The following is a 23,246-nucleotide window of genomic DNA, read 5'->3' as shown; positions in this document are numbered from 1 at the left end:
CTTGCATTTTGGAAAATCCAGTGGCGCTTCTAAGCATGAAACGTAATTCGGTGTTGCCGGGGTTCGGGCTGACCCTCGGCTGCACCTTGCTTTATCTGGCCGTGATCGTAGCTTTGCCGCTGCTGGCCATGATCCTGAAAACGGCAAGCCTCGGCTGGAGCGACTTCTGGAGTATCGTGACCTCTGATCGCGCGCTGGCGACTTACAAGATTACCTTGAGTGCTGCCGCAGTGGCGACCGTGTTCAACGGCCTGTTCGGTCTTCTGCTTGCCTGGGTACTGACGCGGTATGAATTTCCGGGAAAACGTTTGATTGATGCCGCTGTCGATCTTCCTTTCGCACTGCCGACAGCCATTGCTGGTCTGGCGCTCGTAACACTGTTTGCCCAGAACGGCTGGTTCGGACGGCTTCTTGAACCGATCGGAATAAAGGTTGCCTATGCACCGCTTGGCATCATGATCGCGATGTTCTTCACCAGCATTCCATTTGTTATTCGCACGGTTCAGCCAGTGCTCGAGGATATGAGTGCCGATGTGGAAGAGGCCGCTCGCAGCCTTGGCGCCAGTTCGTGGCAGACATTCTCCCACATTATCTGGCCGACTATCTTTCCAGCTTTCCTGGCGGGTTCGTCGCTTTCCTTTGCGCGCAGCCTTGGCGAGTTTGGTTCGATCGTCTTTATCTCAGGCAATCTTCCCTTCGAAACCGAAGTGACATCACTGCTCGTTTTCATCCGGTTGGATGAATATGATTATCCAGCCGCGGCTGCTCTTGCATTCGTGATGCTTGTCACGGCTTTTGTCATGCTTCTCGTGACCAATCTCATTCAGGCAAGGCAGCTTCGTTATGCAGAACGCTAGCGCAAGCATGCAGGCGCGAAATTCAGGGCCGGTGCGTAATCTGTTGATCTGGCTCGCGGCACTGTTGTCTGTGATCTGCATCGGGGCGCCGCTTGCCGTCATTTTCTCCTTTGCCTTCAGCAAGGGGGTCGATGTCTTTTTCGGCGAAATATTGAAGCCGGATACGCTCCACGCGGTGTGGCTCACTGTTTTGACTGCCATCGTCGTTGTCCCGATCAACATGGCTTTCGGTGTCTGTGTAGCGTGGCTGGTGACGAAATTCCGCTTTCCGGGCCGCAGGCTTCTCATCACCTTCGTGGAAATACCTTTTTCCGTTTCGCCCATCGTGGCTGGTGTGACCTATCTCTTCCTCTATGGATCGCAAGGTCTGTTGGGGCCATTGCTGGAGGCCTATGACATCAAGATCATGTTCACGGTCCCGGCGATTTTTCTGGTCAGCCTCTTCGTGACTTCGCCCTTTGTGGCGCGTGAACTGATCCCGCTCATGGAAGTGCAGGGAAGCGATGAAGAAGAAGCGGCGCTGACACTTGGGGCCAACGCATGGCAGACCTTTTTCTATGTCACCTTGCCCAATATCAAATGGGCATTGCTATATGGTGCGGTGCTTTGCAATGCGCGCGTGATGGGAGAGTTTGGAGCAACGTCGGTCGTTTCCGGCGCCATCCGGGGCAAGACCAATACACTGCCGCTGCAGGTGGAATTGCTGTTCAATGACTACAATGTTGCCGGTGCATTCGCGGCGGCTTCGACGCTCGCTTTGATCGCTCTTCTGACTCTTGTTTTGAAGGTTCTGCTCGAACGCAGGCAGGGCGCCTGAAATGAAAAGCCGCTCATTCTTTGAATGAGCGGCTTGCGGTCACGCTGCTTGGGAAAGCGTGTTGGTTACTGGTTCTCTGTGAAGAGAGGACGCGAGGATAACCCCCTCTGGCCAGCGGCTGAATCCGCTTGCCACGTTGATATGACCGGCATGGCCAAGGTCGACAAATCCCGAACCCCACACATGCGAGAGAGCCTCAGCCTTGGCAAAGCTCATATACTCATCGTTGCGGCTTGCCACCACGATGGAAGGAAAACCCAGTTCATGACGGGGTAGCGGGGCAAAGCTCTGGAAACGGCTGTCCTTGCGGGCCATGGTTTCTGCGTCGGCCGGGGCAACGAGAAGTGCACCCGCCACATGAGCAGCCGATGGGCGGCTCGCCAGATGGGCGACAAGCGCACAGCCGAGACTATGGGCTACCAGAACCGCGCCGGGATTTTCAGCCAGCTTGGCTTCGAGCGCGTGCATCCAGTCGGATAGCACCGGATAGTGCCAGTCGTCCTGTTCGACGAGCAATGCTGACGGATCGTCATGCAACCATTGGCGCTGCCAGTGGCCTGCTTCCGATCCCTTGTAGCCGGGGATGATCAATGTCGCAGGCATGCGTTTTTCCTCTTGGATAAAGCCTTGGGAGGGGCGTCCAATTTCGCATTATTTACGCTTTGCGAAATCGGTTCCAAGATAGGTGGCTTCTTCTGCCATTTTAAGGAAGATTAATTCAAATAGAGGCGGAGTTTGTGAAAATTATACCCCACCCCTTGTCCGCTGCTATTTCTGCTGTTTTTCGTTCCACCGCAGCAGAAACTGGGACTTCTCGAAAATCAGTACCACAACAAGCGACATTGCGAACGGAATAAGCAGGTAGAGGAGGCGGAATACGATCAGCGCAGCCAGAACGTCGGCCTGATCCATATCCGGCAAACCCGTCAGGAAAACGAGTTCCAGAACACCGAGACCGCCGGGGGCGTGTGATATCAGGGCTGCCGAAAACGAGACCAGAAAAATACCGAGAATAATGAGAAAGCCGGGATTGCCAGCCTCGGGCAGGGCAAAATAGATGATGCCGGCGGCGCCAATCAGTTCCAGCGGCGCGACAATGAGCTGCTGTACAACCACTGACAAGCGCGGATATTCCAGACGGAAGCTGCCGATCTGTAATGGGCGCAGGCGCAACCAGCTGCCAAAGACATAAAGCAGCACGAATGCCAGCATCATAAGCGCGATGACGATGGAGACGGTAGGTGTGAGTTCCTCGTTGAACCGCATCAGAATGTGCGGTTCCAGCAGGAGAACCACGCTGGAGGTTATGATGACACCAAGGATGAACGTAAAAGAGCAGAAGGCGATGAGAACGGCAATTTCACTGCCGGGCATGCCTTGCGAGGAGTAGGCCCGATAACGCACCACGGCGCCGGAGACCACGGACGCCCCGATATTGTGTGACAAAGCGTAGGTGGTGAAGGAACAGAGCGCGATAAACAGCCAGGAAATTTTGCGCTTGAGGTGCAAGAGCGCGATACGATCATAGCCAGCGAGCGAACTGTAGGCGAGAAGCGCGGAGCCCGCCGCCAGCACCCAGTGATGAGCCCGGATCGCATAAAGACTGTCCAGAACGTCATCCAGCGAAATGCTGCGAAGTTCGCGATAAAGAAGCCAGACTGAAACTCCGACTGCACAAATGCCTACGACCGGCCAGATATAATCCTTTGCTTTCATCAACCGGTTACCACGCCTTCATGCTTCATATCATCCCCTTTTTTGCCCATGATATCGGCCGACCCGTCCGATATTATCCCCATTATGTCGGTCTGAGTTTGCCCTTGTTCCGAAATGGCCTCAGCGTTTTTCCTCTTGATCTCGGTTCCGATTGCTTTCGCCATGGCGGATGCAATTTCTTCTTCTCCCAGAATGACAGAATTAGCGCCAAGATCATGCAGATATTGTGCCTCCGCCTTGGAGCAGGCACGCACGACGATGTTGATTTCCGGATTGGCTGCTCGGGCTAGCGCAGTGACCCGCCCGGCCTCAAAGGCGTTGGGTATCGCGATGACCAGGTTTCGAGCAGTTGACGGATTGGCCGCCTCCAGTATTTCTGAATCCGAGGCATTGCCGGTAATCGCCTCAATGCCTTTGTCCTTCAGCGACGCGCTGACTTTTGGCGAATCTTCAATCACGAGAAAAGGCGATGTTTCAGCCTGCAATCCTCCTGCGATCCCCGCGCCGATTTGACCGTAGCCGACGATAATCGTGTGTCCGCTCAGCGATGTCTGCGGCAAAGGCTGGGGCTCGGAAATTCTGGGTTCGACATCGGCGTTTTCACCCGCGGTCATTTCGCCTTTGCTTCGCTTTTCGATCCATGGCCGCATCCGCTCCGCCACGATAAACATGACCGGATTGAGGAAGATCGAGAGGATTGCGCCTGCGAGAATGAGGTCGCGCCCCGCTGGAGGGAGAAGATTGAGACTGACGCCCAACCCTGCAAGAATGAAGGAAAATTCACCGATCTGCGCAAGGCTCGCCGAAATGGTAAGCGCCGTGCTGACCGGACGACGGAAAGCGCGCACGATGAAGAATGCAGCAACCGACTTTCCAACGAGAATAATGGCGAGCGTCCCGAGCAGGGGGAGCGGATCGCGTACAAGGCTCATCGGATCGAACAGCATGCCGACGGAGATGAAGAACAGCACCGCGAAGGCATCGCGCAAGGGGAGGGATTCTTCGGCTGCCCGATGACTGAGTTCGGACTCGCTCATCACCATACCGGCGAAGAATGCGCCCAGCGCGAAGGAAACGCCAAACAGATGGGCCGCACCGAAGGCAACGCCGAGCGCAATGGCGAGCACACCGAGACGAAACAATTCGCGCGAGCCGGTCTGAGCCACAACGTTGAGAAGCCACGGAATGACCTTGCGTCCGACGATCAGCATCAGCGCAACGAACAGAATGACCTTGGCAATGGTGAGAAGAATGATGCCGCCAATGCCAAGGCCAAGCCATGAAACAATGGGATCGCTCGCTGCCGTGCCTTCTGCCCGGCCGGTGACGCTGGCAATTGCCGGAAGCAGCACCAGCGCCATGACCATGGCGAGGTCTTCTACGATGAGCCAGCCAACCGCGATGCGTCCGCGTTCGGTATCGATCAGGCGGCGCTCCTGCATGGCGCGGAGCAGGACGACAGTACTGGCGGTTGAAAGGGCCAGGCCGAACACCAGACCCGCCTGAACATCCCAACCGAGCGCGAGACCAAGTCCTGTGCCAAGTGCGGCGGCGGCGGCAATCTGCGCCAGCGCACCGGGAACCGCGATGGCTTTGACGGAAAGAAGATCCTTGAGCGAAAAATGCAAGCCGACGCCGAACATCAGCAGGATGACGCCAATTTCGGCAAGCTGGAGGATGAGGTCCTGATCTGCGACGAAGCCGGGAGTGTGGGGGCCGGCAATGACACCGGCCAGGAGGTAGCCGACGAGGGGGGAGATTTTCAGACGGGTGGCTATCGCACCGAAGATGAAGGCCAGGCATAACCCGATGACGATTGTCGCTATCAAAGGCGTGTCATGGGGCATCAGGTGCCTTCCCCCTCTGGCTTCTCGGTTTTTGCATGTGGGAGCCGGGCAAGGCGTGAACCTTGCCCGGCGAATGGTTTATTTCTGCGCTGCGGCGCTGTCTTCGATAGCCTGATGGGATTCCTTTCGATGCTGCCACCAGTTGCCCAGCAGAAGCAGAATCGGAGCGGCGATGAAGATCGACGACGATGTAGCGATGAAGATACCGAACAGCATCGGCACGGCAAAATTATGAACCGCGCTGCCGCCCCAGATAGCCATCGGGAGCATACACAGGAACGTTGTCATCGATGTATAAATACAGCGGACGAGCACCTGATTGATGCTCATATCGACGATTTCGCGTAGCGGCTTCGATTTATAGAGGCGCATGTTTTCACGCATGCGGTCATAAACCACGACCTTATCATTTACCGAGTAACCGATAGCGGTCAGAAGCGCTGCGATGGCAGTCAGGTTGAAGTCGAGCTGGAACAGCGCGAAAAAGCCGACCATCTTCGTGGTGTCGAGGATAAGCGTGATGATCGCGCCCAACGCGAAGAACCATTCGAATCGCCACCAGAGATAGACGAGCATGCCGAGTGCCGAAAGGACAACCGCGATGAAGCCGGAGCGGGCCAGTTCGCCGGAAACTTTCGGGCCGACGACTTCCGTCCGCTCGATTTTCACGCCGGGATCAAGCTGGGTTACGGCTTCGCGCATCTTGTTGACGGCAATCGTCTGCGCTTCTTCGCCACCATCCTGACGCTGGACGCGGATCAGAACGTCATTCGGACTGCCTGCAGACTGAAGTGCGACTTCGCCAAGGCCGAGTGAGCCAAGCTTGGCACGCAGTTGCGCCAGATCGGCTGGTTGCGATGTAACGATTTCTGCCTGAATGCCGCCCTTGAAGTCGATGCCGTAATTCAGCCCCGGCTTGAAGAACAGGCCAAGCGAAAGGACCGACAGGACGATCGACACGCCAATGCCGACGAAGCGGGCGTTCATGAAGCTGATATTCGTCTTTTCAGGAACGAATTTCAGGAACGGCTCGATGACGAGCACTTTCAGCTTACGCTTGCGCACATACCAAGCCATGACCATGCGAACCAGCGTCACGTCCGTGAACATGGAGATCGCAATGCCGAGCATCATGGTGATTGCAAAGCCGCGAACCGGACCGGTGCCGAAGGTGAACAGGAGCAAGGTGGAGATAAGTGACGTAACGTTCGCATCCACAATGGTGGAGAAAGCGCTATGGAAGCCCTTGTCCAGAGCGGCCATGGCCCCGAGGCCTCGCCGGGTTTCTTCGCGAATACGCTCGTTGATGAGAATATTGGCGTCAACCGCGATACCAATACCGAGAATGATACCGGCGATACCGGGCAATGTCAGCGTTGCACCGATAAGGCTCAAGGCAGAGAAAGTGAGCAAGGTGTGAAGCAGCAGCGCCACATTGGCGATGGTGCCCCAGACACCATAAAGGAGCTGGATGAAGACTGCGACAAGCACGAAGCCGATGACACCGGTAATCAAGCCCATCTTGATGGCATCGCCGCCAAGATCCGGACCAACCGTGCGCTCCTCGATAACGGTGAGCGGAGCAGGCAGGGCGCCAGCGCGCAGGAGTGCGGACAGAACCACCGTATCCTGAACGGTAAAGCTGCCGGAGATCTGTCCCGAACCACCGGTGATCGGTTCGCGGATGACCGGAGCGCTCAGGACCTTGCCATCGAGTACGATTGCAAACGGGCGATTGACGTTCTTGGTGGTGATGTCCGCGAACTGACGTGCACCGAGGCTATCGAAACGGAATGACACAATCGGCTCGTTGGTGCGCTGGTCGAAACCTGCACGCGCGTCGGTAAGACGTTCGCCGGAGAGCGCGATCTGATCCTCGATCGGGTATTTGATGTTCGGGTCCTTGGAATCCGGCATGATCGTCACGCCCGGAGGCGGTGCGTCGTTCGGATTGGCATCGGCAACCATATGGAAACTCATCTTCGCGGTGCTTCCGAGAAGCTGGCGAAGCTGGGCCGGGTCCTGAAGACCGGGAAGCTGAACGACGATGCGATCCGAACCCACACGCTGGATGGACGGCTCGGCGACGCCGACCTGGTCGACGCGCTGACGGATGATTTCAAGGCTTTGCTGCAGAGCCGCATCGAGCCGGTAATTGAAGCCTGCTTCCGTCAGGGTCAGACGCACCTGATTGTCGGTCGAGGCGACGTCGATGTCATTAATCGCCGTACCGAAACCACTGGTGTTGACCTGCGAGATCAGTGTGCGTAGCGCAGTTTCCGCCTTGGAACGCTGATCGGCATCGGGGATGGTGACGACAACAGCGTCGCCGACAGCCCGGATGGACTGTGGCTGGATGCGCTCCGCGCGCAGCTTGCTGCGGGCATCGTCAAGCAGGGTCCGCAAACGATCTTTTTTCAGACCTGCGGCATCAACTTCAAGCACGAGATAGGAGCCGCCGCGCAGGTCGAGGCCGAGCGTAACCTGACGCTTCGGGAACCAGGACGGCATTGCGTCAAGCTGCTTCTGGGTGAAAAAGTTGGGCAAGGCGATGATTATGCCGATCGCGACGATCAGGCTATACAGCGCAACCACCCATTTCGAAGTACGCATGGATTAATGTTCCGGTTGGTACGCCCCAACTTCCACTCAACAAGTGGCGATGCGGGCTTAGTTTGTAATGGCTTTTGGATTGGTAAGGGCCAATTACCGAAGGTTGGCTATTATGCGCTTTTCGGAGGCGCGCGGGCAGAGCCAAAATGCTTCTGCAGAACTGCGAGGCGCCGAAAACTCTGCGCTGCCTTGGCTGATTCCGTTTTCGGGAAAAGAATCGCTGCCGTCGCAACAAGCAGCGCTGCCCCGGTGCCATCGAGATAAGCGGCTTTGATCTTGGCGGCTATGGCTTCGATCAGGATTGCGCGCATCGGCTGTGGCGAGGGAGCGGATTGCTGACGAACGGGTGTCGTCGGACTGCCTTCGACCTGTCTTGCCAAGATGCGGCCGGACTGATCTTTGGCCGGATCGTCATCAAGCGTCGAAAAATCCACGGCAAACAGAAAAGCCGCAAACGACAGAACGCACGTAACGAACAGCATGAAACCATGCCGCTTGTGCTGTTCCGTGTTTTTCATGCCCTTCATCAAATCGCCAAGACTTTCGTTAGAGTCTATCCTTGGAGTCGAGCCAGCTTTTCACACCCATTGCGAATCCTCATTAATCATTTGTGTTCGCGGGAACAAGGAAATACTGGCACCCGGGCTCGTCTTATACGGTATCTGTCCGCTTCCTACGCGCCATGAAATCTTGTAAACAGCCACGCCTTGCATCCGTTTTAGGGCGCTTTATGTTGAAACCATGTCTTGTTTAACGGCAGAATTGAATTGGCATATTCATCGACGTTTCGTGTTCTTGCATTTTCACTTCTGATCAGCGCCCTGTCGCCGGGAAGCTTTGCGTCCGCCTTCGCGCAGGACAACAAACAGCCAGTGCCCGCCGCGACGCAAGCCGCGCCCGCCGCGGCTCCGCAAGACAGCGCAGCACAGCCAGCCCCCGCTGCCACTGATCAGCCGCAGGCACCAGCGCCCGTTTCCAGCATTATCCAACAGCAAAGGCCCGTCATCGACGATCTGAAGCAGCAGAAGAAGCGGATCAGCGATCAGCTTCCGAAGGCAGCTTCGAATGATGAAACGCTCGCCAATCTCAAGCTCCAGTTGGACTCTCTCTCGAAAAAGCTTCTTGATGCCGGCGTTTCATTCCGTCCGCGTCTCAGCGAAATCAACACGCGGCTGGAACAACTAGGGCCGGCGCCTTCCGGCGATCAACCGCCCGAACCAGCGATCGTCAGCGAGGAACGCACCCGGCTGACCGCCGAAAAGGCCGAAATAAACGCCATCGTCGGCGAGACCGAAGATACATCCCTTTCCGTTAATCAAATGTCCGCGAAAATCGGGGATATGCGCCGGGATCTGTTTGCAAAAACGCTTTCCCAGCGCGTGAACATCGATACGACGCTCGGCACTGAAGTCGCTTCGGCGGCAAGCTCCCAAATGGTTTCGCTCTGGCGCATTGTCCAATCCTGGTGGCGCTTTGTAAGCACGTTCAAACTCAATTCGTTTCTCGCCGCAGCCTTTTTTGCTTTCGTGGCGGCGTTGGTTATCCAGCTGGGTGCGCGGCGCGTTCTCGGAACGCTCTACCAGCGCGATCCAACAGTCGAGTCGCCTTCCTATCTAAGCCGTTTGTCGGTGGCATTCTGGTCTACGGTGATACCGTCGGCAGCTGTGGGTGTATTCCTGGCAACGACTTATTTTTTCCTGAACTATTTCAACGTTCTAAGGACAGATATTGCTTCCCTTCTCCAGTCGCTTTTTTTGGTGCTTGGACTTGTCTTCTTCATTCATCGGCTGGCATCGGCGTGCATCAGTTCGGATATGCCGCAATGGCGGCTGGTTCCGGTGGCCCCGCGGCCGGGACGTGTGCTGGGCTGGCTGATAACGGGAACAGCGCTGACAAGCGGACTCGATTCCTTCTTCGGAACCGTCAATCAGATATTGTCGTCGCCGCTGTCGCTGACGATGGCGAAAAGCTTGCTGGCCACCGTGATGGTCGGTGTGCTTATTCTGGCGATTGCCTTCCTGAAGCCCGTCGAGCGCGAAAAGGATGGCGCTGTCCGGTCGTGGCCGCGTGCGTTCAGGACTTTCCTCATCATATTGGGGCTCCTGCCTATTCTGACTGCGGTGTTCGGCTATATCGGCATGGCGCGTTTCATATCGCAGCAAATCGTGGTGACAGGCGCATTCCTTGTCACCATGTATATGGGTTTCCTGACTGGCCGCGCAATTTCCGAGGAGCAGGCTTTTGCATCCAGCCAGATTGGCAAGGCCATGCGGGAGCGGTTTCATTTCGACGACGCGACGCTGGATCAGCTTGGCCTTCTAGCAGGCATTCTCATCAATCTCGTTGTGGCGCTGATTGGCATCCCGCTCGTTCTGATGCAGCTCGGTTTCCAGTGGGCAGAACTGAAAAGCACTTTCTACCAGCTGATGACAGGCTTCCAGATCGGCAATATTTCGATCTCGCTCATGGGGCTGCTGACCGGTGTGCTGCTGTTCGTGATCGGCTATCTGCTGACGCGCTGGTTTCAGAACTGGCTGGACAACAGCGTCATGGCACGCGGGCGTGTCGATTCCGGCGTGCGCAATTCCATCCGCACGGTCATAGGCTATGTGGGGCTTTGCCTGGCGGCATTGATGGGCGTATCGGCAGCCGGGTTCAATCTGTCGAACCTCGCCCTCATTGCCGGTGGTCTTTCTCTCGGTATCGGTTTTGGTCTCCAGAATATCGTCCAGAATTTTGTTTCCGGCCTCATCCTTCTTGCTGAGCGCCCGTTCAAGGTTGGTGACTGGGTGGAGGCTGGCACGGTCAGTGGCATCGTCAAGAAGATCAGCGTACGCGCGACCGAAGTGGAAACCTTCCAGAAACAGTCGATCATCGTCCCCAATTCCACGCTTATCAACGGTAACGTTGGCAACTGGACCCATCGCAACAAGCTCGGACGCATAGATATCAATGTACAGGCCTCCTATACGGCAGAGCCGCGCAGGGTTCATGCGTTACTGCTGGAAATCGTTCGCGGCCATCCATCTATTTTGAAGAATCCGGAGCCTTTCGTCGCTTTTCAAAGCATGAACGATTCACTGATGGTTTTTGATATCTACGCTCATGTGGCCGACATCACGTCGACCGGTGGTATCAAGAATGAGCTGCGATTCCAGATCGTTGAACGCTTTCATGAAGAGGAGTTACATCTGTCTTCGTCCACGACGGACCTTGTTCTCAGCGTGACGGAAATCGAAAAGTTATCCGGGTTAATGCAGAAGGAAAATGAAATCTCGCCCGCTGCCAGGACAAAAAAGACGTCTGCGGAAAAGCCGGTAGCCAACGAGAAGGATGACGACCGGGCCTGATGAACATTTCGTTCAGTTGCAGTTCAGTTTTGTCCGCTTATAAAGGGTAGTATCTCAGGGCAATTGGGCTCACGCGGCGCAGGATATATGCAGCGGGAGCAATAGAAAGGTCGGGACGGTATGAACACAAATCAGCTCAACAGGTTGACCAAGTTTGTTCTTGTTGCAGCAACCGGTTTGGCGCTCTCGGCTGGCAGCGCTTATGCTGCCCAGATTTCCAACAATGACAGTGGCCCTCAGACAATTGTGGTCACGGAAGGCGCTTCCAAGCGCGAAATGATCGTGGCGCCTGGTGAGACCGTTGAATTCTGCGCTTCGGGCTGTTTCGTGACCTTTCCAAATGGAGACCGTGAAGCGTTGACTGGCGATGAGAAAGTCACGATCAGCGGTGGCAAGGCTACATTAAAATAATCTTGCGAGTTGAACAGAAAAGCCGAGGCATTGCCTCGGCCTTTGCATATAACGGCATTTAACTGCGGGGCTTCAAGTTTTCCGGGTCATAAAGAGGCTTGTAGCCGATAGAGACCACTTCGACCGGATAAGTCTCGCCGAAATATTCCACACTCAGCTTGCGACCCTCCTGACAATAGGCCCAGGGCAGATAAGCGAGCGCGATGTTCTTGCCAATCGTGGGACCATAGGCGACAGAGGTCGTGAAAGACCGGCGGCCAAGCTCGTCGACCAGTGTTTCTCCCGTTTCAGGGTCCTGTACCGGCATGATCCCGACGGGATAGCGAGCTACACCATTCTTGTCGATATTGTCGGTCATGACCAGCGTACAGAGCATGGCGGGCTGATGGTCGCGAGCGCGATATTCGACATGCTTGGCCTTGCCACGGAAATCGGCTTCCTTGACTTTCGGGCGGGCCAGATCGGCTTCCAGAAGATTATACTCGGTTAGCAGATCGGCATTCTGCAGCCGCAGACTCTTTTCCATACGACGAGTGTTGGCGTAGGTCTCGACGCCTACCGCGATCACGCCGGTGGAGCGAAGCGCATCCCAGACGGCAAGGCCGTCTTCGTAACGCATATGCAATTCCCATCCTTGTTCACCGACATAGGAAATGCGGAAGGCGGTGACGTCCTTGCCTGCAATCCTGATCGGCTTGATTGCCGCAAAGGGGAAGTTTTCAGCGTCAAGTCCTTCCGGATCCTCCACGACCTTCTTGAGGTTTTCGCGGGCGTTCGGGCCCCAGATGCCGATGGTGACATACTTCTCGGTTACGTCGGTGATGGTAACGTCAAAGCCCTTATCCTCGGCTACGCGGCGCATGTAATGGAAGTCACGAGGCCCGGCATCGGCGCCATTGATCATGCGTATGCGGTCGGCCATGCGGATTGCCGTGAAGTCGGCGCGCACCATGCCTTCGTCGTCGAGGAAGTGGGTATAGATGCCCTTGCCGATATTGGCATCGCCGCCAATCTTGGCAGCACACAGCCACTCCATCAGTTCGACATGGTCGGGGCCTTCGATGTCATACATGGCGAAGTGAGAAAGATTGATGATGCCGCAATTTTCGGTCAGTTCGAGATGCTCGGCATTGGAGACACGCCAGAAGTGGCGGTTGTCCCATTCGTTTTCGCGTACCGGCACACGGTCGCCGTATTTCTCCAGCAGATGCTCGTTGGCGGCATAGCCATGCGCACGCTCCCAGCCGCCCAATTCCATGAAATAGCCGCCGAGTTCGACTTCGCGTTCGTAGAAGGGCGAACGACGGATGTTGCGGCCCTTGGAGAAAGGTTCACGCGGGTGAACCGCCGGGTTGTAAACCTTCATCGCGGTTTCCGTGCAGCGGTCCCAGATGAACTGTTCCGTCATCTGATGCGGATAAAAGCGCGAATAGTCGATGGCGTGATGGTCGATCGATGTGCGTCCGTCGGTCATCCAGTCGGCGATCAGCTTGCCCATGCCGGGGCCGTCCTTGACCCAGATTGCCACCGCATACCACAGGCCGCGTACCTTCTGGCTTTCGCCCATTGAGGGCCCGCCATCGGTAGTAACCTGCAGGAAGCCGTTGAAGGAGTGGCTTTCATTGTAACCAAGTTCGCCCAAAATGGGCGTCAGTTCGATTGCGCGCTCCAGCGGCTCCAGAATCTGGTCCATTTCAAGGTCGCGCTGCGACGGCGAAAGACGCGCTTCGTGTTTTTCGAGAAGGTCGCGCGGGTGGCACAAGCGCGGGTTCTTTTCTTCGTAATAACCCCACTCGATCTGGCCGCCTTCGGCAGTCTTCGGATCGCCCGTATCGCGCATATAGGCCGAGTTGCCCTGATCGCGTATGAGCGGCCAGCCAATTTCCTTGCCCGTTCCTTCGAACTCGTTATAGGGGCCGAAGAAAGTCAATGGATGGTCGATTGGCATGACGGGCAGGTCTTCGCCGACCATTTCGGCAATCAGGCGTCCCCAAAGTCCTGCACAGACGATGACATAATCGGCCTCGATGGTGCCGCGATGCGTGACAACGCCCTTGATGCGGCCGTTTTCAACGATCAGGGACTGGGCAGGCGTGTTGGCGAAGCTCTGCAGTTTGCCTGCTGCCTCTGCCTGGTCGATCAGTTTGCCGGCAACGGTCTGCGAGCGCGGGATAACCAGGCCGGCGTCCGGGTCCCAAAGGCCACCTTGAACAAGGCTCTCCTCGATCAGAGGGAACTTTTCCTTGATCTCCGCCGGTTCCATCAACCGCGCGCGGGTGCCGAAAGCCTTGCCCGATGCGACCTTGCGCTTGATTTCGTCCATACGCGCATCGTCGCCGACGCGCGCGACCTCAATACCGCCAACACGGGCGTAATGTCCCATCTTTTCATAGAAATCGATGGAATAGAGCGTCGTCCAGCAGGAGAGGAAGTCATGGCTCGTCGCATAGCAAAAGTCTGACGCATGGGCTGTCGAGCCGATGTCCGTCGGAATGCCGGATTTATCGATGCCGACGATGTCGTCCCAGCCGCGCTCGATCAGATGGTGAGCGATCGAGGCGCCGACGATACCGCCCAGCCCGACAATCACAACTTTCGCCTTCTTAGGAAACTCTGCCATTTTATGCGACCCTAGTTGGTATTTTCACAAAACCATAGTCGTTGGCCGGTCGCGACATTTGCCTTTATACGACATATTCGCAGCGTCAGACGACTGCATCAAAGCTTCTGGAAATCACTGTGGAGCGGAGAAATACTGTTCCGTTCACGACATGCCTGTCGATCTGGAGCAGGATACGGTCCGATCTGTGAAACTGATTCCGGCAAGAACTGTAGGGTTTTGATTTTATTCTAAAAGCCGGAAGGGATGGGTTGTTCCATTCAAGGTTCAGCGCCATTCCCTTTCGATATCGCGTTCAGGCGGCGATGAGCATTTTGCGCTCTGCCCGCTCCTGTTGCGGTGAGCGGCCGTATAGTTCCCGATAGCATTTGGAAAAATGCGACGCCGAAACGAAGCCGCAGGCGACCGCAACCTCGACCACCGGCATGGACGACTGCAGCAAAAGATGCCGCGCGCGATCCAGGCGGATTTCGAGGTAATAGCGTGCCGGAGACCGACCCATTTCCTGACGGAAAAGTCGCTCCACCTGGCGGCGCGACAGACCTATCGTATGCGCGACATTGATCAGCGCCTGCGGTTCCGACAGATTGGCTTCCATCATCTCGATGATGGTGAGCACTTTCGAATTCTGAATGCCCAGGCGGGCGCGCAGCGGCAGACGCTGGCGATCCTGCGGGCTGCGGACGCGATCGGTCAGAGCCTGCTCGCAGATCTTGTTGACCAGATTTGCGTCGAAATCGTCCCCGATCAATTTCAGCATCATATCGAGCGAAGCTGTTCCGCCTGCGCAGGTGTAGAGGTTACTGTCAACCTCAAACAGATCGGCATAGACCTCGGCTTTGGGGAATGCCTCCGAGAATCCGGGAAGGTTTTCCCAGTGAATGGCGCAGCGCTTTCCAGACAGAAGTCCGGCTGCCGCCAGTATATGGGCGCCGGTGCAAAGCCCGCCTACCGCGACGCCGCGATTATATTCCTCACGCAGCCAGGCAAAGACCGATTTGTTCCTGAATTCTTCCACGTACACGCCGGAACAGACAAATACCATCGATGGACGCTGTTCGCGCTGCAGAAAGCGCCGTTCGTCTTCCAGCGATGCGTTGACAGCGCATTCCACACCGTTGGAGGCGGTTACCGGCTTTCCGTCAACCGATGTCAGTCGCCATCGATAGGCGTCATAACCCAGCATTCGATTTGCAATACGCAATGGCTCGATGGCCGTTGCGAACGCAATCATCGAAAAGTTTGGAACAAGAAAAAAGACAATAGACCGCTTAACCGATGAAGCCTGGATCATGCCCGATCGTTCCCATTCTCGAAGGTTTTGGCTGCGGTTCCCGACGCAGTCGAACCTTGTGTCTCCGTCACGACTCCGGGTCGTTTTGGGCCCGGCTTTAGCCGGTCGCTTTCAGACCGGTAACCTTGTTGCGCCAACCCGGATTCTCAGGGGGAGGGTGATGGCGCAAACAAGATAGTGTTCTATTGAGACACAGAACGGGTAGGTTGCAAAGTGCGGCTAAATGCCTGCCGCGAAAAGGTATTTTAATGTCGGGAAATTGAGGGCGGGTCGCGCGGTCGCCCTCATTCGATTTCAGTTTCAGCGGTGGAATTCCGCCGGGTTTCGTGGAATGCCGGGCAGACGATCATCTACGTTGGGCCAGCCGATATCGTGCAATATGTGCTCAGGCAACGATTCCAGTACCCGGCGGCTGCGCCTCACGCGGCCTTCGTAAGCCCAGATTTGCAGTTGCTTCCGCACCTTGGCGTGAAGTTCCAGAAGCCATGAGTGTGCATTCACGGCGGACGAAGTTGGCGTAAAGCGAACGGTCGTCGTCCTGCCATCGGAAGCGGATTGGCATTGAACGGTCATTTTTTCTCTCCTCGTTCAGAAAGTTCGGTTGATGCGCTCGCCGCAATTCTGCCTGTTGGTGTTTCGAATATGTATTCCGCTTGACGTTCAATCAAACGAAATATAGAAAGGTTTAAGATCAGAAAATTTGAACAAAGTGCTAAAAAACGGAGTCCGTCATGACAGCGCCGGTTCAACATCCCCTCCCGATGCTTGATATTGATGTGCTGCGCACATTTGTGGCGATCGCCGATACGGGGAGTTTTTCTTCCGCGGCTAACGCGGTGTTTCGCACACCTTCGGCCGTGTCGATGCAAATCAAGAAACTGGAGGAGCAGCTCGGTGTTGCGGTTTTCGACCGTGATGCACGCTCGGTAACATTGACCGGCGACGGGGAGATCCTGCTCGGCTATGCGCGGCGTCTTCTGGCTCTCAATCGGGAAGCGGTATCGAAATTCGTCGCGCCGACAGTGACTGGCGTGGTTCGCCTGGGATCGCCGGATGATATTGGCGAATGCGTGCTGCCGCTTGTATTAAAGCGATTTGCTGACAGCCATCCGGGTGTTACGGTCGACGTGGTGATTGACCAGAGCAGCAATCTGCGCAAACGGCTTGACGAGCGCCGGTTGGATGTGACGCTGATCAACATTTCCCACACTGTGCTCAACAAAGGCGATGTGGAGGTCCTGCTGGACGAAGAACTCGTATGGGCCGGGGCCAAGTGCGGGACGGCTTATCGTCGGGATCCTTTGCCGCTATCCATCTGGGAAGAGGGCTGCGCCTGGCGGGGCAGCGCGCTCGAGGCGCTTGAAAGCAGCGGTCGTCCTTATCGCATCGCCTATATGAGCTCACACTCGACGGGGCAGCGGGCCGCGATCATGGCCGATCTTGCGATCGCCCCTTTCGGTAAAACGCTGTTGAGTGACGGGATCGTGGCTCTTGGGCCGGAACACGGCCTTCCGGCTCTTGGCCGCTATCAGCTTGGCATGGTGGTCAAACCGGAAGCCGGACCGCATATTCAGGTCGTTGCCGACCATCTGCGAAGTGTTTTCGAAGGCTATCGCCGTTCCGGGCGTTTCGAGACGTTTCGCTCCTGCTGATGGCAGATCACAGTTTATTGGGATGGCACTGAATGCATTCACTTGCCAGTGAAAAACGCTGCGCTAGATTTCTTTTGTGACAGCCGAGTGAATCGGCTTCACCGCCAGTTGCCGGACAGGGGCTTTGCATGTGGGGGGAGGCATAACTGGTTTGAATAGACTTGGAACTCTATGCGTCTGTTCCTTCAAAAGAGCAGAAACGCGCATCCCATTGGAGAGACTGTCATGAAGCTGACCCGACTTGTCCCTGTTGCTATCGTTCTCTGCGCATTCACGCTTGCGTCCTGCGCAAATACTGTTCGCGGCGTTGGCCGCGATGTGAAGGGCACCGCCCATGCGGTTCAGGAAACGGTAGAGTAAGCAAACAAAAGGCCCGGATACCCGGGCCTTTTATTTATGGAACCAGAAAATAGCTGACTGTCATGTGTTTTTCTGGGCGGGTTTTGTATTGAATATCGGTGGTGGCGACACCGTTTTGAGGCACAGCGATATTCGCGCTCTGCAATAATGCTGCCATGCGCTCATTGGGTTCAGCTCCGCCAAACCACATCACAAGAACAGGCGGGGTCAAATGCGCCCGCGCATCCGGTGTTTCTGGATGCACCACCCGCAAGGACGAATCAAACAATCTGAAGTTACCTGGTATCTGGGCATTGTCAGTCAGGATCGTCTTGAACGGGCCTTTCGCCTGCACTTCTTCATAAAGATGCCGATAGTCGAGCTGGCCGTAAGGTGGAGAGCTGGAACCGTAAGTCAGGTAATAGCTCAGCACAGGCGGGACGATAAGTGCAAGGACCGCGCTGACGACGGCATAGTCGATTAACGCCCTGTTTCCGATCCGATAGCGCCCCATAAGGCTGGCCATCAGCGCGGGAGTTAGAAACAGGACCGGTTGCAGCCAGCGGTCTTTTACATTGTTCGCGCCGGTCACGACAACGCCAGCAAGCACAATAACCACCCCGACCAAAATGAGAAGGCGCAGAAATTTTTCACCTGTGGTCAGCGGAGTGGGCGGTGCAATCCTTTTCTTCCAGTGAATAAGCGCGATGATGCCAGCGATCGCGAGCGCAAGGATCGAGAATAGAAACGCCGCCTCGACGAGGCTTTCCATACCCATCAATCGGTCGAAGAACAGATTGCCCGAAGCACCGATCTCAAACTTGCTCGCACGGGCTATGACACTCGATTTGTGCGCCAGCATCCAAGTCGCGGTTGGGCCGAAGCAGATCGCGAATGCCAGGAGCGTCACGAGGCTCAGCTTGGAAAGGAGTGTCTGGCGATATTCGGGAATGAGAAGGCCTGTCACGATCAGCATGATCAGGAAGAATGACGCGTTGAACTTGCCGAGAAGCGCCGCTGCCATCGCAGCGCCAAGAGCGGCGGCGGACCCGGCGTGTCGCGCGCGCATATGCCATGCAAAGGCCAGGAATGCCCAGCCGCAACCTGCCGTACCCGCTACTGAATGCGTCAACGCGCGCTGCGATTCCCACGCGATTTGCGGAATGAGAAACAGTCCAAGCATGCTCGCAGATGCAACGATGCGCGAAAAGCCGAGCAGCCTCATTGCACCGTAAACGCTCAGGAACAGGCTTGCCAGAAGGCTGAACTTGACAATCTGCAATGTGAGCATCGATGTGCCAAGCACTGATGCTGTCAGATTGGTTATCCACGTGTAGAGAGGAGGCTGGGATCCGCCATATCCCCAGTCAAGATAGCCGATATTGGCGAGCTGTTCGGCGTCATCGAGACCGGCACCGTTGGAAACAACGGTGACTAGAATGGCCTGGAATGCAAAATAGCACAGCACGAAAATGACAGCCAAAGGCAGGCCGAAAAGCTTCCTGTCTGCGCTGGAAACAGCGGTGGCTGATCGTTGTGCGGTCAAACTCATTGCCCCGAATAAAAAATAGCCTGTGCAGGCGCGCCATGAAAGGACACTGCATTTCACAGGATTATGTCCGGATTTCAATCGGACGGCTCAAAAAGCCTTGTAACAAACGCGTGTGATTTCGCAATCTCGCGGGATCAATGGCTGCGTGCCGGATATGGGCAAAATCTGCCCACCAGAAATGGCAAAAACCGCGCTGCCGAAGGTGCACGGTTTTGCCAATTACGCATGGCATCTCCGCCGAACAATACACTGGCGGGATATACTGAGCTCCGGTACGCAGTACCAGATCCGGAGCGTCGAGCCGGGGTGAACCGTCTCGTGCTCCTTTCTAGCCCAACATCGTTACCGTACGGTTATCAGAGACTTAAGCAAATCTAAACAATGCAAGTTTTTTGCTCCGGCATTTGTTTACTTTGCCCCCGATCTGGCGCGCAGATAATTGATAATGCCTGAAAAATCTTCACCGCCATGGCCTTCGCTGTCAAAAAGACTGTAAAGTTCCTGCGCATGGGCTCCGAGCGGTGTTTCAGCGCCGGCGCTTTGGGCGGCTTCCTGCGATAGTTTGAGGTCTTTCAGCATCAAAGCCGCAGCAAAGCCGGGTTTATAGTCTCTATTCGCAGGCGATGCAGGAACAGGGCCGGGAACAGGGCAATAGGTCGTCAGCGACCAGCATTGCCCCGATGACGTCGAAGCCACATCGAAGAGAGCCTGATGCGAAAGCCCCAGCTTTTCGGCGAGAACAAAGGCTTCGCTGACACCGATCATCGATATGCCCAGAATCATGTTGTTGCAAATCTTCGCCGCCTGGCCCGCACCATCGCCGCCGCAATGTACGATCTTTCCCGCCATAGGTTGAAGGATCGGTTCTCCGCGTTTGAACGCATCATCGCTGCCCCCGGCCATGAATGTCAGCGTACCCGCCGAAGCGCCGCCGGTGCCGCCGGAAACCGGTGCGTCGATGGAAAGATGTCCGTAGCTTGCGGCCAGTTCATGTGCCTTGCGCGCCGAATCCACATCGATTGTCGAACAGTCGATAAAAAGTGAATCTTTGCGTGCCGTTGGTGCAATGTCTTCATAGACGGTGAGAACATGCTTTCCCGCCGGTAGCATGGTGATCACCACATCTGCGTCAGCTACTGCGTTCTGCGCGCTCGAAGCTACCGAGAGGCCATTTGCCTTTGCTTCATCAAGATGTTGCGGCAAAAGGTCGAAACCACGCACGGTGTGACCGGCTTTCACGAGATTTGCAGCCATTGGGCCGCCCATATTGCCAAGGCCGATAAATGCTATTGTGGCCATATTGAATTCCTCCCTTGGCGATTGTTAATTCACTCAGCGCCCGATCATCTGGCGTGCAATGATGACGCGCATGATTTCGTTTGTACCTTCTAGAATCTGGTGCACGCGCAGATCGCGGACAAGCTTTTCGATCCCGTATTCATGTAGGTAGCCATAGCCTCCGAAAAGCTGGAGCGCTTCGTTCGCTATATTGAAGCCCGTGTCGGAGACGAAGCGTTTGGCCATCGCCGACCATTTGCCTGCATCCGGGGATTTACGATCGAGCTTGCTGGCAGCGGCATAAAGAAGAAGGCGCGACGCGGAGAGTTCTGTTTCCATATCAGCCAGGCGGAATTGCAGGGCTTGAAACCGGTCAATCGTCTGGCCGAAAGCCTTGCGCTGGCCACAATATTCCAGCGACTTGTCCAGTGCCGATTGCGCACCGCCCAGCGAGCAGGCGGCGATGTTGAGGCGACCGCCATCAAGGCCCGCCATTGCTATGCGAAATCCACTTCCTTCTTCGCCGAGAAGGTTTTCAACCGGAACCCGGCAGTTATCGAAAATGACGGTTCTCGTTGGCTGCGCGTTCCAGCCCATCTTGAATTCGTTGGCGCCGAAAGAAAGGCCTGGTGCATCTTTTGGCACAACGATGGTGGAAATTCCCTTCGAGCCGTCCTCGCCGGTACGCACCATAGTGACATAAACATCCGTGGCGCCCGCACCGGAAATAAATTGCTTGGAGCCGTTGAGGACGTAATGGTCGCCATCGCGCGTGGCCCGTGTCCTGAGAGCCGCCGCATCCGAACCCGATCCCGGCTCTGTCAGACAATAGCTCCCAAGCGATTCCATCGATGTAAGCTTCGGCAGGAAGCGTTGCCGCTGTTCGTCGTTGCCGAAAGTGTCGATCATCCATGCGGCCATATTGTGAATGGAGACAAAAGCCGAGAATGAAGGGCATGCAGTTGCCAGCGCTTCAAAAATGAGCACCGCGTCGAGCCGTTTCAGCGCCGAGCCGCCCACATCTTCACGCACATAAATGCCGCCCATGCCAAGCGGTCCAGTCTCTTTCAAGACATCGACGGGGAAATGCTTGTCACGGTCCCATTGCAATGCTTGCGGCGCGATACGATCGCTGGCAAAGGCGCGCGCCATATCCTGTATGGCGAGCTGATCTTCGTTCAGTTCAAACTGATTCTGGTCGGCAGCATCCATGGTTTCCTCCCTGTAGCACCGCACCTTTTCCTTCAACTAGATCACAACCTTGGAAGGCTGCCAACGCTCCATTGGAATAATGTTGCTCACATTTGTAATAAACTGATGCGCATTTTTGCATAGATGCTCACGGGTCGGGGGCCCGTTGCCACATGGGAGAGTTTAAGCTACGCACCTCTCCATGGCACGCGCAATCATGTTTCAGGGAACGGGTTCGGACGTCGGCAAAAGTGTTCTTGTCGCCGGATTGTGCCGCGTTGCGCGCAATCGCGGTCTCAAGGTTAGGCCCTTCAAGCCGCAGAACATGTCCAACAATGCTGCGGTCAGTGACGATGGCGGTGAAATCGGACGGGCGCAGTGGCTGCAGGCGCTGGCTTGCGGCGTACCGTCCTCGGTCCACATGAACCCGGTGCTCCTGAAACCGCAGACGGACCTGGGAAGTCAGGTCGTCGTGCAGGGTAAGGTGAGGGGCGAAGCGCGCGGTCGCTATTATCAGGAATTGAAACCGCAGCTTATGGCGGCGGTCATGGAATCATTTGCCAAGGTTCGCGAGGGCGCGGATCTCGTGCTGGTCGAAGGGGCTGGTTCGCCTGCTGAAATCAATCTGCGTGCTGGTGATATTGCCAATATGGGATTTGCGACGCAGGCCGATGTTCCGGTCGTCCTCGTGGGCGATATAGACAGGGGGGGCGTTATCGCTTCTGTCGTCGGCACGCACACTATTCTTCCCGAGCAGGACCGCGCCATGGTTCGCGGGTTTCTCATCAACAAATTCCGGGGCGATATTTCCCTTTTTGACGACGGTTTGGCCGCCATTACCCAATTTACCGGCTGGCGCTCCTTTGGCGTGGTCCCGTGGCTGAAGGCGGTATCCCGCTTGCCCGCTGAGGATTCGGTTGTTCTGGAACGCGCTGTCAGCGGGAACAGGAAGCCGCTGGTGGTCGCAGTGCCGATGCTGCCGCGCATCGCCAATTTCGATGACCTTGATCCACTGAAGGCCGAACCGGACGTGGAAGTGATCATGGTGCCGCCGGGAGCCAGTTTGCCTGGCGATGCAGGACTTGTCGTGCTGCCGGGAACCAAATCTACGATAGCCGACATGCAGGCACTTCGGGACAATGGCTGGGACCGCGAACTGTTCGCTCATGTGAAGCGGGGAGGCCATGTGTTGGGTATCTGTGGCGGGTTCCAGATGCTTGGCCGTCATATCAGCGATCCGGCCGGTATCGAAGGGAATGCGCGCGATATCGATGGTCTGGGGCTTCTCAATATTGAAACGGTGATGGAGGCCGAAAAAGTGGTTCGTAATGTGCAGGCCACGTCGCTTCTCCACAATACGCCGCTCGAAGGCTACGAAATTCACATCGGTCGCACGACCGGCCCAGATATGTTGACGCCATTCGCCCGTATTGGCGAGCATGACGATGGGGCCATTTCGCCTGATGGGCGGATCATGGGAACCTATCTTCATGGTGTATTCAGCGGTGACGAATTCCGCCGGAGATTTTTGCTCAGTTTAGGTATCAAAAGCGGTCAGATGAGTTATCGCGCTGGAGTGGAGACTGCGCTGGATGAACTCGCCGGGGAGTTGGAACGGTGCCTCAATATTGACGCGTTGTTCGGACTTTGCGGTATTTGAGGAAATTCTACTTTACTATTTAGATGTATTGGTGCCAATTTTGTTCGTT

18 protein-coding genes are annotated in these 23,246 nt (G+C 56.0%); 7 read left to right on the top strand and 11 right to left on the bottom strand.

The genetic code is table 11. The annotated features are described in order from the left end of the window. The first annotated feature begins 35 nt into the window (after positions 1–35). Both cysT and cysW read left to right on the top strand, forming a co-directional pair. Complete coding sequence (gene cysT, locus J9800_RS08205) at positions 36–857, top strand: sulfate ABC transporter permease subunit CysT (protein WP_210845690.1); 822 nt, start codon at positions 36–38, stop codon at positions 855–857. After that, the gene (cysW, locus tag J9800_RS08200) at positions 844–1,674 is read left to right on the top strand and encodes a sulfate ABC transporter permease subunit CysW (protein ID WP_114216682.1); all 831 of its coding nucleotides are present in this window, start codon (positions 844–846) and stop codon (positions 1,672–1,674) included. The genes cysT and cysW overlap by 14 nt, the downstream gene beginning before the upstream one ends. 39 nt (positions 1,675–1,713) lie before the next feature. Here cysW and J9800_RS08195 read toward each other — a convergent pair whose 3' ends face one another. The 5 genes from J9800_RS08195 to J9800_RS08175 all read right to left on the bottom strand — a co-directional run bounded on the left by J9800_RS08195 (position 1,714) and on the right by J9800_RS08175 (position 8,377). After that, positions 1,714–2,277, bottom strand: a complete 564-nt coding sequence (locus J9800_RS08195; RefSeq protein ID WP_114216681.1) for an alpha/beta hydrolase — start codon at positions 2,275–2,277, stop codon at positions 1,714–1,716. Between the two features lie 165 nt (positions 2,278–2,442). Further along, entirely contained in the window at positions 2,443–3,390 is a 948-nt protein-coding gene (locus J9800_RS08190) for a lysylphosphatidylglycerol synthase domain-containing protein (protein WP_112592453.1), read from the bottom strand. Next, entirely contained in the window at positions 3,390–5,237 is a 1,848-nt protein-coding gene (ybaL, locus tag J9800_RS08185) for a YbaL family putative K(+) efflux transporter (RefSeq protein ID WP_114216680.1), read from the bottom strand. The genes J9800_RS08190 and ybaL overlap by 1 nt, the downstream gene beginning before the upstream one ends. A 78-nt stretch (positions 5,238–5,315) precedes the next feature. Further along, positions 5,316–7,850, bottom strand: coding sequence for a protein translocase subunit SecD (gene secD / locus J9800_RS08180; protein WP_114216679.1), 2,535 nt, complete (start codon positions 7,848–7,850; stop codon positions 5,316–5,318). 110 nt (positions 7,851–7,960) lie between these two features. Beyond that, the gene (locus J9800_RS08175; RefSeq protein ID WP_114216678.1) at positions 7,961–8,377 is read right to left on the bottom strand and encodes a hypothetical protein; all 417 of its coding nucleotides are present in this window, start codon (positions 8,375–8,377) and stop codon (positions 7,961–7,963) included. A 240-nt stretch (positions 8,378–8,617) separates the two neighbouring features. On the opposite strand from J9800_RS08175, the gene J9800_RS08170 reads away from it, so the two are divergent. Together J9800_RS08170 and J9800_RS08165 are read left to right on the top strand one after the other, a co-directional pair. Next, on the top strand, positions 8,618–11,200 hold the full coding sequence (locus tag J9800_RS08170; RefSeq protein ID WP_114216677.1) for a mechanosensitive ion channel family protein: 2,583 nt from the start codon (positions 8,618–8,620) through the stop codon (positions 11,198–11,200). A 120-nt stretch (positions 11,201–11,320) separates the two neighbouring features. Further along, positions 11,321–11,611: a hypothetical protein gene (locus J9800_RS08165; RefSeq protein ID WP_114216676.1), complete on the top strand. Its 291-nt coding sequence runs from the start codon at positions 11,321–11,323 to the stop codon at positions 11,609–11,611. Between the two features lie 58 nt (positions 11,612–11,669). Here the strand turns inward: J9800_RS08165 and J9800_RS08160 are convergent, their stop codons facing one another. The 3 genes from J9800_RS08160 to J9800_RS08150 form a co-directional block, all read right to left on the bottom strand. After that, positions 11,670–14,231, bottom strand: coding sequence for a GcvT family protein (locus J9800_RS08160; protein ID WP_114216675.1), 2,562 nt, complete (start codon positions 14,229–14,231; stop codon positions 11,670–11,672). 295 nt (positions 14,232–14,526) lie between these two features. Then, a complete protein-coding gene (locus J9800_RS08155; RefSeq protein WP_021586008.1) occupies positions 14,527–15,525 on the bottom strand; it encodes a GlxA family transcriptional regulator in 999 nt (332 codons plus the stop codon). A 300-nt stretch (positions 15,526–15,825) separates the two neighbouring features. Further along, entirely contained in the window at positions 15,826–16,098 is a 273-nt protein-coding gene (locus J9800_RS08150) for a DUF1127 domain-containing protein (protein WP_112592442.1), read from the bottom strand. A 158-nt stretch (positions 16,099–16,256) separates the two neighbouring features. Between J9800_RS08150 and J9800_RS08145 the strand changes: the two genes are divergently transcribed. Together J9800_RS08145 and J9800_RS08140 are read left to right on the top strand one after the other, a co-directional pair. Next, positions 16,257–17,177, top strand: coding sequence for a LysR family transcriptional regulator (locus J9800_RS08145; RefSeq protein WP_112592441.1), 921 nt, complete (start codon positions 16,257–16,259; stop codon positions 17,175–17,177). Between the two features lie 225 nt (positions 17,178–17,402). Beyond that, positions 17,403–17,537 carry an entericidin A/B family lipoprotein gene (locus J9800_RS08140; RefSeq protein ID WP_012091850.1) on the top strand — a complete coding sequence of 45 codons (135 nt, stop codon included), beginning with the start codon at positions 17,403–17,405 and terminating at the stop codon, positions 17,535–17,537. A gap of 34 nt (positions 17,538–17,571) precedes the next feature. Here J9800_RS08140 and J9800_RS08135 read toward each other — a convergent pair whose 3' ends face one another. From J9800_RS08135 to J9800_RS08125, 3 genes are all read right to left on the bottom strand, one after another. Continuing rightward, on the bottom strand, positions 17,572–19,068 hold the full coding sequence (locus tag J9800_RS08135) for a glycosyltransferase family protein (RefSeq protein WP_114216674.1): 1,497 nt from the start codon (positions 19,066–19,068) through the stop codon (positions 17,572–17,574). Positions 19,069–19,476: 408 nt separating this feature from the next. Continuing rightward, positions 19,477–20,367, bottom strand: a complete 891-nt coding sequence (gene mmsB, locus J9800_RS08130; RefSeq protein WP_114216673.1) for a 3-hydroxyisobutyrate dehydrogenase — start codon at positions 20,365–20,367, stop codon at positions 19,477–19,479. A 33-nt stretch (positions 20,368–20,400) separates the two neighbouring features. Beyond that, complete coding sequence (locus tag J9800_RS08125) at positions 20,401–21,558, bottom strand: isobutyryl-CoA dehydrogenase (protein ID WP_114216672.1); 1,158 nt, start codon at positions 21,556–21,558, stop codon at positions 20,401–20,403. 181 nt (positions 21,559–21,739) lie between these two features. Here J9800_RS08125 and J9800_RS08120 point away from each other — a divergent pair, with 181 nt between their 5' ends. Further along, positions 21,740–23,197, top strand: coding sequence for a cobyric acid synthase (locus J9800_RS08120; RefSeq protein ID WP_114216671.1), 1,458 nt, complete (start codon positions 21,740–21,742; stop codon positions 23,195–23,197). The last annotated feature ends 49 nt before the right edge of the window (positions 23,198–23,246 follow it).

Origin of the sequence: Ochrobactrum sp. AP1BH01-1 (assembly GCF_018066705.1) — a bacterium.
In the GTDB taxonomy this organism is placed as follows: Bacteria; Pseudomonadota; Alphaproteobacteria; order Rhizobiales; family Rhizobiaceae; genus Brucella.
This window is presented reverse-complemented; position numbering and strand designations above follow the sequence as displayed.

Bases quoted from the DNA above. Each gene is read 5' to 3' on its own strand.
- cysT (WP_210845690.1), top strand. From the start codon at position 36: ATGAAACGTAATTCGGTGTTGCCGGGGTTCGGGCTGACCCTCGGCTGC.
- cysW (WP_114216682.1), top strand. From the start codon at position 844: ATGCAGAACGCTAGCGCAAGCATGCAGGCGCGAAATTCAGGGCCGGTG.
- J9800_RS08195 (WP_114216681.1), bottom strand. From the start codon at position 2,277: ATGCCTGCGACATTGATCATCCCCGGCTACAAGGGATCGGAAGCAGGC.
- J9800_RS08190 (WP_112592453.1), bottom strand. From the start codon at position 3,390: ATGAAAGCAAAGGATTATATCTGGCCGGTCGTAGGCATTTGTGCAGTC.
- ybaL (WP_114216680.1), bottom strand. From the start codon at position 5,237: ATGCCCCATGACACGCCTTTGATAGCGACAATCGTCATCGGGTTATGC.
- secD (WP_114216679.1), bottom strand. From the start codon at position 7,850: ATGCGTACTTCGAAATGGGTGGTTGCGCTGTATAGCCTGATCGTCGCG.
- J9800_RS08175 (WP_114216678.1), bottom strand. From the start codon at position 8,377: ATGAAGGGCATGAAAAACACGGAACAGCACAAGCGGCATGGTTTCATG.
- J9800_RS08165 (WP_114216676.1), top strand. From the start codon at position 11,321: ATGAACACAAATCAGCTCAACAGGTTGACCAAGTTTGTTCTTGTTGCA.
- J9800_RS08160 (WP_114216675.1), bottom strand. From the start codon at position 14,231: ATGGCAGAGTTTCCTAAGAAGGCGAAAGTTGTGATTGTCGGGCTGGGC.
- J9800_RS08155 (WP_021586008.1), bottom strand. From the start codon at position 15,525: ATGATCCAGGCTTCATCGGTTAAGCGGTCTATTGTCTTTTTTCTTGTT.
- J9800_RS08150 (WP_112592442.1), bottom strand. From the start codon at position 16,098: ATGACCGTTCAATGCCAATCCGCTTCCGATGGCAGGACGACGACCGTT.
- J9800_RS08145 (WP_112592441.1), top strand. From the start codon at position 16,257: ATGACAGCGCCGGTTCAACATCCCCTCCCGATGCTTGATATTGATGTG.
- J9800_RS08140 (WP_012091850.1), top strand. From the start codon at position 17,403: ATGAAGCTGACCCGACTTGTCCCTGTTGCTATCGTTCTCTGCGCATTC.
- J9800_RS08135 (WP_114216674.1), bottom strand. From the start codon at position 19,068: ATGAGTTTGACCGCACAACGATCAGCCACCGCTGTTTCCAGCGCAGAC.
- mmsB (WP_114216673.1), bottom strand. From the start codon at position 20,367: ATGGCCACAATAGCATTTATCGGCCTTGGCAATATGGGCGGCCCAATG.
- J9800_RS08125 (WP_114216672.1), bottom strand. From the start codon at position 21,558: ATGGATGCTGCCGACCAGAATCAGTTTGAACTGAACGAAGATCAGCTC.
- J9800_RS08120 (WP_114216671.1), top strand. From the start codon at position 21,740: ATGGCACGCGCAATCATGTTTCAGGGAACGGGTTCGGACGTCGGCAAA.